The organism is Xanthomonas massiliensis (genome assembly GCF_900018785.1).
Classification (GTDB): domain Bacteria; phylum Pseudomonadota; class Gammaproteobacteria; order Xanthomonadales; family Xanthomonadaceae; genus Xanthomonas_B; species Xanthomonas_B massiliensis.
The window spans coordinates 1,225,961-1,238,528 of the sequence record NZ_FCOY01000006.1 but is presented as its reverse complement, the minus strand read 5'-3'; the positions used below and the strand labels follow the sequence as shown (position 1 = coordinate 1,238,528).

The 12,568-nt window shown below is 70.9% G+C and carries 8 protein-coding genes; 5 read left to right on the top strand and 3 right to left on the bottom strand.

Annotated features, from left to right (window positions below):
* Positions 1–79 precede the first annotated feature (79 nt).
* The 3 genes from BN3794_RS08505 to BN3794_RS08495 all read right to left on the bottom strand — a co-directional run bounded on the left by BN3794_RS08505 (position 80) and on the right by BN3794_RS08495 (position 3,726).
* The gene (locus BN3794_RS08505; RefSeq protein WP_066096045.1) at positions 80–733 is read right to left on the bottom strand and encodes an HNH endonuclease; all 654 of its coding nucleotides are present in this window, start codon (positions 731–733) and stop codon (positions 80–82) included.
* A gap of 670 nt (positions 734–1,403) precedes the next feature.
* A complete protein-coding gene (locus BN3794_RS08500) occupies positions 1,404–3,194 on the bottom strand; it encodes an acyl-CoA dehydrogenase C-terminal domain-containing protein (protein WP_066096042.1) in 1,791 nt (596 codons plus the stop codon).
* 52 nt (positions 3,195–3,246) lie between these two features.
* Complete coding sequence (locus tag BN3794_RS08495; protein WP_066096040.1) at positions 3,247–3,726, bottom strand: LEA/WHy family protein; 480 nt, start codon at positions 3,724–3,726, stop codon at positions 3,247–3,249.
* 175 nt (positions 3,727–3,901) lie between these two features.
* On the opposite strand from BN3794_RS08495, the gene BN3794_RS16935 reads away from it, so the two are divergent.
* The 5 genes from BN3794_RS16935 to BN3794_RS08470 are packed head-to-tail and all read left to right on the top strand — an operon-like array spanning position 3,902 to position 12,198.
* Positions 3,902–7,267 (top strand): TonB-dependent receptor, encoded by a 3,366-nt coding sequence (locus BN3794_RS16935; protein ID WP_078059656.1) that lies wholly within the window; start codon positions 3,902–3,904, stop codon positions 7,265–7,267.
* 34 nt (positions 7,268–7,301) lie between these two features.
* Positions 7,302–7,889: an RNA polymerase sigma factor gene (locus tag BN3794_RS08485; protein ID WP_066096037.1), complete on the top strand. Its 588-nt coding sequence runs from the start codon at positions 7,302–7,304 to the stop codon at positions 7,887–7,889.
* Entirely contained in the window at positions 7,873–8,895 is a 1,023-nt protein-coding gene (locus tag BN3794_RS08480) for a FecR family protein (RefSeq protein WP_078059655.1), read from the top strand. The genes BN3794_RS08485 and BN3794_RS08480 overlap by 17 nt, the downstream gene beginning before the upstream one ends.
* A gap of 25 nt (positions 8,896–8,920) precedes the next feature.
* Entirely contained in the window at positions 8,921–10,711 is a 1,791-nt protein-coding gene (locus BN3794_RS08475; protein WP_236493200.1) for an amidohydrolase family protein, read from the top strand.
* Positions 10,711–12,198, top strand: coding sequence for an amidohydrolase (locus BN3794_RS08470; RefSeq protein ID WP_066096034.1), 1,488 nt, complete (start codon positions 10,711–10,713; stop codon positions 12,196–12,198). The genes BN3794_RS08475 and BN3794_RS08470 overlap by 1 nt, the downstream gene beginning before the upstream one ends.
* Positions 12,199–12,568: the final 370 nt, after the last annotated feature.

Below are 12,568 nucleotides of genomic sequence, written 5' to 3'. Positions count from 1 at the left end.
GTGCGCTGGGAATCGGCCAGCCCCTCGAAGTTCAGGCCTGCCGGCCCGGCCATGCCGGGCAAGGCGCCCCGGGGCGGCGTCAGAGGGGCGAACGACGCGGCTTGCGCGGCAGCTGCGAGCGCAGGAATGCCATCTGGTCGGCGAGGATGTTGCGGTTGCACAGGATCAGGTGCTCGATCCAGCTCGGCCGGTAGGGCACCGCCAGCAACGGCATGTGGGCCTGCTGCGGGGTACGGTCGGCCTTGCGCGAATTGCAGGCCACGCAGGCGGTGACCACGTTCTCCCACACGTCCAGCCCGCCCTTGGACAGCGGCATGACGTGGTCGCGGGTCAGGTGCGGACGGCTGAACTGCTGCCCGCAGTACAGGCACAGCTGGGCATCGCGGGCGAACAGCGCGGTGTTGCTGAGGCAGGGCGTGGGATCGATCGCGCGGGAATGGGCCTGGCCGCGCGCGGCGATGATCGGATGCAGCTCCAGCACGCTCTGCGCGCCGCTGGCACGGCTGTGGCCGCCGTGCACGCGCAGGCAGGGATCGCCCAGCGTCCAGGCGACCGCATCGCGCGCATACAGGCAGGCGGCGTCCTGCCAGTTGATCCAGTCGAGTACCCGGCCGTGGGCGTCGAGCGACAACAGGCGGACCGGGAACGGGGAAGAAGAAGGCGACGCTGCAAGCGCCGGAGAAACCGTGGCTCCGGGAGCGATCAGACTACGGGTGCAAGTGTCTGTCTCCATCGGGAAAACAGCTTATACCCGATTGGTGACGGTTTGTGTATGTGCCTGGCCGGGGGGGGGGGCGGCGACTTGCAATTGCCGCGGGCGCCGGCGGGCAGCCGGATTCGTCGGCAGCGTCGGAGGTGTATAAGAGACAGGGTTGCAAGGTCCTGGCGACGGAAGGGCCGGGGGGCGGCGGCCAGGCGAAGGCAAAACCGCGAAGGCAGGCGGTGTCGTGCGTGTGCGGACATGCCGCCCGTCGGTCCGCAGGCCTGCGTGGCGAGAGCGCGGCCGGCCGGGCGGTGCCGATATCCTGCGCGCCACCCCGAGGACGGGGGCCAGGCGTCGTCGAAACGGGAAGCGCTCCGGGACCTTTCCGTTCCGCCTGGCCGGCTTGCCGCACCTGCGGCCGGATCGGAAGCCAGCCTCGGATCCCGCTCCCGTGACCGGCCAGGGACCCTGGGGCGTGGATCCGGGTACAACGACCCGGAGGCGCGATCGGCGGTCGTGCGCCGCAGTGGCACGTGAAAGGCGGGAAAAGGGGGCGGGTGGAAGGGGAGAGCGGAAACCGTCGTGGGAAAGCAGCGCAAAACGGAAAAGGGGAAATGGAAAAGGGGAAACGGAAAAGGGGAAACGGAAAAGGAACGGGCCGCTTGCGCGGCCCGTCCGGTGACTTCGGGAAAAGCGCGGGTCAGGCCCCGAAACGCGGATCCGCCATCGCCATCAGCGGCTCGGCACCGGCCTCGATGCAGGCGGCGTGGGCCAGGGTGCGCGGCAGGACGCGGGCGTAGTAGAAGCGGGCGGTTTCCAGCTTGGCCTGTTTGAAGTCCGCGTCCTGCGAGGATGCCTTCGCGGTCGCCACCGCACGTGCCCACCAGTAGGCCAGCGCGACATAGCCGGAATAGAACAGGTAGTCGTAGCTGGCCGCGCCGATTTCCTCGGGATTGGCGGCGGCGCGCTCGAGCACGGCCTGGGTCAGCCTGGCCCATTCGGCGGCCTTGGCCTGCAGCGGGCCGACGAACTCGGCCAGTTCGGCATCGCCGGCGTGTTCCTTGACGAAGGATTCGACCAGGCCCAGGAACAGCTTCAGGCCGGCGCCCTTGCTGGCGGCGGTCTTGCGGCCCATCAGGTCCAGCGCCTGGATGCCGGTGGTGCCTTCGTACAGCGTGGTGATGCGGGCATCGCGGGCCAGCTGTTCCATGCCGTGCTCGACGATGTAGCCGTGGCCGCCGAAGCACTGCTGGGCGTTGTAGGTGTTCTCGATGCTCCATTCGGTCAGGCACGCCTTGGTGATCGGCGTGAGGAAGCTGACCAGCGTGTCGGCCTCCGCCCGGGCCTGCTCGCCGTCGGCGTGCTGGGCCTTGTCCAGCTCGGTGTAGGCGTGCAGGGCCAGCATGCGGCCGCCCTCGGTCAGCGACTTGATGGTGAGCAGCATGCGGCGCACGTCGGGCTGGGCCAGGATCGGGTCGGCCGGCTTGTCCGGCAGCTGCGGGCCCTTCGGCGCGCGCGACTGCAGCCGCTCGCGGGCGTAGTGCAGGGCGTTCTGGTAGGCGCGCTCGGACTGCGCCAAGCCCTGCACGCCCACGCCCAGGCGCGCGGAGTTCATCATCACGAACATCGCCTGCAGGCCCTTGTGCGGCTGGCCGACGAGGTAGCCCTGGGCGCCGTCGAAGTTCATCACGCAGGTGGACGAGCCGTGGATGCCCATCTTGTGCTCCAGCGCGCCGCAGCGCAGCGCGTTGCGCTCGCCGATGCTGCCGTCGCGGGCGACCTTGTACTTGGGCGTGACGAACAGCGAGATGCCCTTCGGGCCGGCAGGCGCGTCGGGCAGCTTGGCCAGCACCAGGTGGACGATGTTCTCGGCCAGGTCGTGCTCGCCGGCGGTGATGAAGATCTTGGTGCCGGTGATCGAGTAGCTGCCGTCGGCGTCGGGCTCGGCGCGGGTCTTCAGCAAGCCAAGGTCGGTGCCGGCGTGCGGTTCGGTCAGGCACATGGTGCCGGTCCAGTTGCCGGCCACCAGCGGCTTGAGGAAGACCTCCTTCTGCCAGTCCTCGCCGTAGTGCTTGAGCGCCTCGACCGCGCCGTGGGAGAGCAGCGGGAACAGGCTCCAGGCCAGGTTGGAGGCGTTGGTCATCTCGGCCACCGCCATGCCCAGCGTCTCCGGCATGTCCTGGCCGCCGAACTCCGGCGCCGCGGTCAGGCCGGTCCAGCCGCCCTCCACGTACTGCGCATAGGCCTGCTTGAAGCCGGGCGCGGTGGTGACCTCGCCGGTCTCCTTGTCCAGCGTGCAGCCGACTTCGTCGCCGATCGCGTTCAGCGGCGACAGTACGCTGGCGGTGAAGCGGCCGGCTTCCTCCAGCACGGCGTCGATGATGTCGGCGGTCGCATCGGCGAAGCCGATGTCGGCGAACAGGCGATCGGCCTTCAGCACGTCGTGCAGGACGAAGCGGATGTCGTTCAACGGGGCGGAATAGCTGCTCATGCGAGGGGTTCCGTGGGTCGGTATGGAAGGTGGAGGCGGGGCGGCGGACGGGTCAGCGCAGGACGCCGGCCAGCCCGGGCGCCGGATTGAGGGTGTTGCGGCTGTCCAGGTCGAAGCCGCGCGCCTTCTTGTCCTCGGGCGTGGCCGTGATCCGGCCCTGCAGGCGGTAGTTCAGCGGCCGCCCGGCGGACAGCGCGTCGGCGACGACCAGGCGTGCATCGGGCGAGGGCACCAGCGCCACGGTGACCACGTCGGCCGACTCGGGGCCGATGGAGATGGCTGGACGGGCCTGCAGCGTACCGGCCGCCTGGTCGTCCACGGACACCTGCAGCGCCACGTCGTCGAAGCGCATCGGGATGCTGCTGTAGTTCTGCAGGCGCAGGTCCACCGACCAGCTGCCGTCGGCGAGCACGCTCAGCTGCTGGATGCCGGCGGCCGGCTCGGACACGCGCTTGATCCGTCCGGTGCTGCAGGCACCGAGCAGCGCGAGGGCCGCGAGCAGCACGAGCAGCGGGGCGATACGCTTGCACATAGAAGTAGACCTCTCGGCCGGAGCCATCCCCCGAATGATACGACCATACCTTTGCGAATGGTGAGGGGGTGGTCCTGCGTGCGCACCGGGGATGGCGGAAGTCGCGCGCTTGCGCATCGTGCCATTGAGAGGGATGTCATTTCGCGTTTGTTCACTTCGATCACGGGGATACACCATGCGTTCTATCAAGCCGTTGCCGTTGTCCCAGGCCATCCGGGGAGGCCTGCTGGCCGCCCTGCTGGGATCTTGCGTTCCTTCCGCCCTTGCCCAGCAGGCCACGCAGTTCGACCTGGCCGGCGGCCGCATCGAGGACGTGTTGCCGGCGTTCGCGCGCCAGGCCGGGCTGCAGGTGATCGCCCCGGCGCACGAGCGCGGCGAGGGGCCGGTGCGGGTGGCGGCGCTGAAGGGACGGATGGCACCGCGCGAGGCCCTGGGCCGGCTGCTGGAAGGCACCGGGCTTTCGGTGGCCAGCGACGACGGCCATACGGTCACGCTGCGCGCGGCGGCGCCGATGCTGGCCTCGCGCGGCGGCCTGGCCGGCCTGGGCCTGGCCGCCGCCGCGGCGGCCGCGCCGCAGGAGGAGCCGGCCGCACAGGCCGCGCCGGCGCCGGCCCAGCCGGTGAACACGCTCGACCAGGTCACCGTGGTCGGCACCCAGATCAAGGGCGGCAACAGCGCCAACGTGCTGCCGGTCACCACGCTCGACGCCCAGCAGATCGAGGCCACCGGCGCGGTGTCCGGCGATGACCTGTACCGTTCCATCCCGCAGATGGGCGACGTGTCCTTCAGCGGTACCAACGGCGGCAACAGCTCCAACTACGCGCGCGGCGACGTCGCCTCGGTGAACCTGCGCGGCCTGGGCGTGGGCAACACGCTGATGCTGATCAACGGCCGGCGCACGGTGGTCCACCCGACCAGCCAGGCCGACGACCAGCTGGTGCCGGTGCTTGCCTACAACGCCAATGCCATCCCGGTGGCCGACCTGGCGCGCGTGGAGGTGCTGCTGGACGGCGCGGCCGCGATCTACGGCACCGACGCGGTGGCCGGCGTGGTCAACAACGTGCTGCGCGACGATATCGACGGCGGCCGCATCAGCGTGCAGCGCGGCGTGGGCGAGGGCACCAACCTGCGCGATTTCCGCCTCGACGGCGTGGTCGGCAAGAACAGCAAGGACCTGCGCGGCAACGTCACCCTGGCCTTCAGCTACTACGGCACCACTGGCCTGAATTCGCTGGACCAGGACTGGACCGACACCGGCGACCGCCGCGACGACTTCGTCGGTACCCGCTTCGAGGGCTACAGCACCCTGGACGGGCGCAGCACCACCAGCCCGTGGGGCAACTTCACCGCCGGTACCCGCATCACCCGCAACGGCACCGCGATCACCAGCGCGGCCGGCGGGTTCTACGTGAAGCCGGACACCAATGCGCCGTGCACCGTGTCGCTCGGCGACGGGCTGTGCCTGGCCAGCGGCACCAAGGCGATCTCAGGCGCGGACCGCAACCTGCGTGCCGACTCGCAGGCGGTGTGGCCGTTGTCGATCACCCCGGACGTGCACCGCCTGAACCTGTTCCTGACTTCCAAGTACGACTTCGACAACGGCATCAGCTTCTTCAGCGAGCTGGGCCTGTACAAGGCCAAGGCCACCAGCCTGCAGGCACCGGTCAACAGCATCAGCTCGCTGCCGATGACGGTGCCGGCGAGCAACTACTGGAGCCCCCTGGGCGCCACCTACCTGGCCGACGGCACGCTCAACCCGAACCGGCTGTCCGGCCTCAGCGTGGGCGCCGACGGCATCCCGGTGACCATCTCCACCTACCGCTTCGAGCGGCCGACCCGCATCGAGGTGGACAACACCCAGGTCCGCGCCCTGGCCGGCCTGCGCGGCAACCACTTCGGCTTCGACTGGGAGAGCGCGCTGCTGTACTCCAAGGCGAAGGTGCGCGACCAGCAGGATGCGGTCAGCATGACCCAGCTGCAGCAGTCGCTGGCCAGGAACGATGCCAGTGCCTACAACCCGTTCTGCGGCGGCTGCAACAGCGACGCGGTGCTGAACGACATCTTCTACCAGGCCGTGCGCAAGGACGAGACCACGCTGGCGATGTGGGACTTCAAGGCCTCGCGCCCGGACCTGTTCAGCACCTGGGCCGGCCACGTCGGCGTGGCCACCGGCCTGGAAGTGCGCCACGAGACCCAGAAGGACGACCGCGACCCGCACGTGGACGGCACCATCACCTACACCGACGCGGTGAAGGGGACCGTCTACGACAGCGACATGTACGGCGTGAGCCCGACCCCGGACACCGAGGGCAGCCGCACCGTCGCCGGCCTGTTCGCCGAGTTCTCGGTGCCGCTGGTCTCCCCGGAAATGGGCGTGCCGCTGGTGCGGTCGCTGGACATGCAGGTGGCCGGCCGCGCCGAGCACTACAACGACTTCGGCAACGTGGCCAAGCCCAAGCTGGCGCTGGCCTGGGAGGTCTTCGATGGCTTCCGCCTGCGCGGTTCGTGGGCCAAGGGCTTCCGCGCGCCCAACCTGGAGCAGATGAACGCCCAGGTGATCACCCGCTCCAACACCCGCACCGACTACATCCAGTGCGAGGCCGACGTGCGCAGCGGGACGATCGCGCACTTCTCCGACTGCGCCCACAGCATCTCCACCAGCGCCCGCCGCTCGGGCAACCCGGACCTGCAGCCGGAGACCTCCACCAACTACGGCGGCGGCGTGGTGTGGCAGCCGCGCTTCATCCCCGAGGACTACGGCCGGTTCAACCTGTCGGTGGACTACTACGTCTACAACCAGAAGAACATCATCGGCCTGTTCGGCGAGGGCAACGCGCTGATCCTGGACTACCTGGACCGCGTGCAGGGCTCCAGCAACCCCAACGTGATCCGCGCCGATCCCACGGTCGACGACATCGCCCGCTACGAGGGCACCGGTCTGGCGCCGGCCGGCAAGGTGCTGTACGTGGTCGACAAGTACGTCAACCTGATGCCGCAGAAGGTGCGTGGCGTGGACTTCGGCTTCAACTGGGCGCTGCCGGAGACCCGCGTGGGCCGCTTCAACCTGGCCATCAACGCCACCCACCTGATCGAGTTCTACCGCGAGCCCTCGCCGGACATCGCCGCCCTCATCGCGGCGCGCGATGCCGGCCTGATCAACGCCTCCACCTACATCGCCGGCGGCGGCAACCTGATCGGCCAGGACGGCAATCCGGAATGGAAGGCCTCGGCCACGCTGACCTGGAACTACGCCAACTGGACCGTGGGCGGCACCGCCCGCTACGTCGGCACGTTCATCGACACCGGGCTGAGCGACGACGACGGCAACTACTGGAAGGTCAAGGCGCAGACGCTCGGCAACGCCTTCGTGAAGTACGACTTCGGCGACGAGGGCAGCCTGGGCGGCTTCTCGGTCAAGGTCGGCGTCAACAACCTGGCCGGCCGCCGCCCGCCGGTGTCCTCGGACACCTACGGCTACGTCTCGTCGGTGTACCAGCCGTACCCGCGCTACTGGTACCTCAACGTGAGCAAGGCGTTCTGAGCATGCGCACGGACCGGCGGACCGGGAGGACGGCATGAGCGCGGCGCTGCCCAGCGGCCGCGCCGCATGGCTGGCCGAGTCCGTGCTGCCGCACGAGCCGGAATTGCGGCAATGGCTCGGCCGGCGCGTGCCGGCCGGGCTGGACGTGGAGGACGTGGTGCAGGAGGCCTACGCGATCCTGGCCGGGATGGAGAGCGTGGACCACGTGCAGCAGCCGCGTGCCTACCTGTTCACCGTGGCCCAGTCGGTGGTGCTGCAACAGTTGCGTCGCGCGCAGGTGGTATCCATCGAGGCGGTGGGCGACATCGAGCGCCTGGAGATTCCCTCCGCGGCGCCGTCGCCCGAGCGCAACGCCGCCTCGCACCAGGAGTTGCGCAGGGTGCAGGACCTGATCGGGCACCTGCCGGAGAAGTGCCGGCAGGCGTTCTGGATGCGCCGGGTGGACGGCTACTCGCAGCGCGAGATCGCCGAACGCCTGCACATCAGCGAGAACACCGTGGAAAAGCACGTCGGCAAGGGCATCCGCGTGCTGATGGACGCGATGCGCCACGCGCCGGACGTGGACAGGAGCAGTCGGGACGCCTTGGCGCCCGGGGAAGGACGACATGCAAGAAAGCGATAAACGCGACATCGAGGATATCGCCGCCGCCTGGGTGGCGCGCGAGGACCGTGCCACGCTGGCAGCGGACGACGTGGCCGAGCGCGACGCCTGGCTGGCGCGCGACCCGCGCCATTTCGGCGCCTACGCGCGGGCCCACGCGGTGTTCGAGCGGACCCGCCGGGCACGGGCGCTGGCCGGTGGCCGGCGTGCCGGCAGCGCCCCGGTGCGCCGCCGCCGGCTGGCCTGGGGCCTGGGCATGGCCGCGGCGCTGGCGCTGGCCGCGTTCGGGCTGCATGCGCTGTGGTCGGTGGATGTGTACTCCACGCGCCGCGGCGAGGTGCTGCGCGTGACCCTGGCCGACGGCTCGGCGGTCACCCTGGATTCGGACAGCCAGGTCCGGGTGCGCTACAGCCGCCACCGCCGCGACATCGAGCTGGTCCGTGGCGAGGCGCTGTTCGACGTGGCCAAGAACCATGCGCGCCCCTTCGTGGTGCAGGCTGCCGGCACCACCACCACGGCGGTGGGCACCAGCTTCGCGGTGAGCCTGACCCCGCGCAGCCTGGCCGGGGTGGAGGTGCTGGTCCGCGAGGGCGTGGTGGACGTGGCCGACCTGGACGGCGGCATCGCCCCGGCGCGGCTGGAAGCCAACCACAAGGCCCTGTCGGAGAAGGGCCGCGGCATCCGCATCGAGCCGGTGCCGCGGCAGGAAGTGGGCCAGGCGCTGGCCTGGCGCGAAGGCATGCTGTCCTTCAGCGGCGATACGCTGTCCGTGGCCGCCGCGCAGTTCCTGCGCTACAGCGACGTGCGCATCGTCATCGACGACCCGCGCGTGGGTGGCCGGCGCATCGTCGGCCTGTACGCGGCCAACGATCCGGTCGGTTTCGCCCGCTCGGTGGCCCTGAGCCTGGGCCTGGTGGTGGAGCAGCGCGGCGGCGTGGTGCGCCTGCGCGACCCGGCGCAGGCGCCGGCGGACCGCCCGTTGCCGGCGCGGAGAACGGCGGCGCCCGACATCCGTTCGATGCATTGACCCGTCTTTCGACTCAGGAGATCCCATGAACCACATGTGCCGTCGCGTGACCGCATGCCTGCTGCTGGCGGTGCTGGTCCCGGCCTGGGCGATCGCATCGCCGTTGCTGATCAAGGGGGCCACCGTCTTCGACGGCAGCGGACGCGCGGCGTACGTGGCCGACGTCGAGATCGACGAGGGGCGCATCGTCAGCGTGGGCCCCCACCTGCCGGCCGGCAAGGGCACCCGCGTGGTGCGCGCGCACGGCATGGCGCTGCTGCCGGGCCTGTTCGACCTGCACACCCACTGGACGCCCAATTTCGAGCCCGGCACCCTGCCGCAGATCGCCAATGCCTACCTGGCCCAGGGCGTGACCACGGTCAACGACTTCCACCAGGCGCCGGAGGCCTATGCACCGCGCCGCGACTGGCTGGCGGCCATCGACGCACCGAGCGTGCGTTTCGCCGCGCGCATCAGCACGCCGCTCGGCCACGGTGCCGACTGGGCAGACGAGAACACCACGCGCTGGGTCAACTCGCCGGCCGCCGCGCGCGCCGCGGTGGATGCGGTGGCGCCCTACAAGCCCGACCTGATCAAGGCCTTCACCGATGGCTGGCGCTACAACAACGCGCCTGACAACAGCAGCATGGACGCGCCCACGCTCACCGCGCTGGTGGAGCAGGCCCATATCCACGGCCTGCGCGTGTACACCCACACCGTCACCCTGGCGCGCGGCAAGATCGCCGCGCGCGCCGGCGTGGACGTGATCGCCCACAGCCTGCTCGATGCGCCGGTGGACGACGAGCTGGTGCAGCTGATGCGCGCGCACGGCACCTTCTATGCCCCGACCCTGGCGGTCTACGAGCCGGTGAAGCCGGGCACGGCGCCGGCCAGGCCGGCCGACGATCCGGTACTGCGCCAGCGCCAGGCCAATTTCGCCAACGCCCTGGCCAATGTCGCCACGCTGCACCGCGCCGGCGTGCCGATCGCGGTCGGCACGGACGCGGGCATGCCCGGCACGCCGCACGGGATCGCCACCCAGCACGAGCTGGAACTGCTGGTGCGCGCCGGGCTGACCCCGGCCGAGGCCCTGCAGGCCGGCACGTCCGCCAGTGCCCGGGCCGCCGGCCTGGACGATCGCGGCGTCATCGCCCCGGGCAAGCGCGCCGACCTGATCCTGGTGGCCGGCCAGCCCTGGCAGGACATCGCCGACATCCATCGCATCCGCCGCGTGTACGTCGCCGGGCGGCAGGTCGTCGGTCCCGGCACGCCCGTGCCGGCCGGCAACCGGCAGCAGGCGTTGCCGCCAGTCGCGGTGGACGCGCACGTGGACGACTTCGAGCGGGCCGACGGGCGCACCGGGCTGGATACGCTGCCCACCGACGAGGCCGACGGCGGCACCGACCGCACCGTGCAGGTCAGCGAGGTGGTCGCACGCAGCGACGGCGGCCACGCGCTGTCCACGCAGGCGCGCCTGTCGTGGAACCCGGATGCGCACGCCGGCGTGCTGCTGCCGCTCACGCGCGGCGCGGTGGCGCCCGCGGACCTGCGCCGCTTCCATGGCCTGCGCTTCCAGGTGCGCGGCGATGCGCCGGCCCTGGCGGTGCAGCTGCGCGGCCTGGACAACCGTCGCTGGCAGGCGCCGGTGCCGGTGAACGCCGGCTGGAACACCGTCGAGGTGCCGTTCGGCCAGTTCCAGGGACAGCCGCCCTACGGCCGCACCGACGGGCCGGTGCCGGCCTGGCGCGGCGACGACGTGCAGCAGCTGTTCTTCGACGCCTCGGGCCGGCCGGGCCAGAAGCTGTGGTTCGAGCTGGACAACGTGGAGTTCTATTGATGCGCGCGGCCGGCATTGCCGCTGCGCGCGCACTCGCCCTGGCGTGCCTGCTGGCGCTGCCGTCCGCGCATAGCCTGGCCGGGGATGCGCCCGGACCGGATGCCGCGACCGATCCAGCGGTACTCGTGGCCGTGGACGCCTGGGCCGCGCAGCAGGCGCACCTGGCCCACGCGCTGTGGTCCAGGCCCGAGCTGGGCTACCTGGAGACCCAGTCCTCGGCGTTGCTGCAGCAGGCGCTGGCCCAGGCCGGGTTCGAGGTGCAGGCCGGCGTGGCCGGCATTCCGACCGCCTTCGTCGCCACCGCGGGGCATCGCGGCAAGGGGCCGGTGATCGCGCTGCTGGCCGAGATGGACGCCTTGCCCGGCATGGCCCAGGAGGCCGTGCCCGAACCCAGGCCGATCGCCGGCCAGCAGGCGGGCCAGGCCTGCGGGCACAACCTGTTCGGCGCGGCCACGGTCGGTGCCGCCCGCGCCATCGCCGCCTGGCTGCGCCAGAGCGGCACCGACGGGGAGATCCGCGTCTATGGCACGCCGGCCGAGGAGGGCGGCTCGGGCAAGGTCTACATGGCCCGCGCGGGCCTGTTCGACGACGTGGACCTGGTCCTGCACTGGCATCCGAGCGACGCCAATTCGGCGGCGCAGCAGCGCAGCCTGGCCAACATCAGCGGCAAGTTCCGCTTCCGCGGGCGCGCCGCGCACGCGGCCATCGCGCCGGATCGCGGCCGTTCCGCGCTCGACGGCGTGGAGGCGCTGGACTACATGGCCAACATGATGCGCGAGCACGTGCCCGACGGGACCCGCATCCACTACGTCATCACCGACGGCGGGCAGGCGCCCAACGTGGTCCCCGATCGCGCCGAAGCCTATTACTACGTGCGCAATGCCGACCCGGCCGTGGTTCGCGATGTTTTCGACCGCCTGGGCAAGGCCGCCGAAGGGGCGGCGCTGGGGACCGGCACCACGGTGGAGTTCGAGCAGACCGGCGGGGTGTTCTCGCTGCTGCCCAACGACACGCTCGGGCGCGTGGTCGATGCCGCGCTGCACCAGGTCGGCGGCGTGCGCTACGACGCCACCGACCTGGCGTTCGCCACGACGCTGCAGCAGAGCCTGGAACAGCGGCCGCCGCTGGAGCAGGCGATGCAGATCCAGCCCTACGCGGCGGACGGCCAGGGCTGGGCCTCCACCGACGTGGGCGACGTGAGCTGGAACGTGCCCACCGCCGGCTTCGGCGTGGCGACCTGGGTACCGGGCACCCCGGCGCACAGCTGGCAGGCCGTGGCCGCATCGGGCATGGCCATCGGCGAGCAGGGCGCGCTCAACGCGGCGCGCGTGCTCGCCCTGGCGGCGACCGCGCTATACCGCTCGCCGCAGACGGTCGCCGCGGCACGGCAGGAGTTCGAGCGCCGGCGTGGTCCGCAGTTCCGCTACACGCCGCTGCTGCAGCGCCAGTCGCCACCGCTGGACTACCGCCTCAAGGCCGGGGATTGAAGTCCTGCCAGGCGTTGCGACGTGCTGATGGTGCGGCACGCGGCGGCCGCAGGCGGATGCCAGGTGGCGGGCGCCTGCGAGGCCGGGCTGGGCCGCGTCCAGGATGCTGGCAGGACGCTGCCAGGAACGCGAACGCCTAGGAGGCGGACGCACGCCTGCCGGCAGACGCAGGTACGGACGAAGGCAAAAAGGAACCCCGCCGTGAAGCGGGGTTCCTTTTTTTGTCTTCCGGTTGGTTTTGTCTTCCGGCTGGGCTGTCGCCGGCTTCCGGCGCGAAGGTGAGTGGCCACCTTGTCGAAGAAGGCAGACTCATCCTATGGGACGCGCCCGGCTGAAAAACCAGCACTCCGGAGAAGACGGATGAACCAGG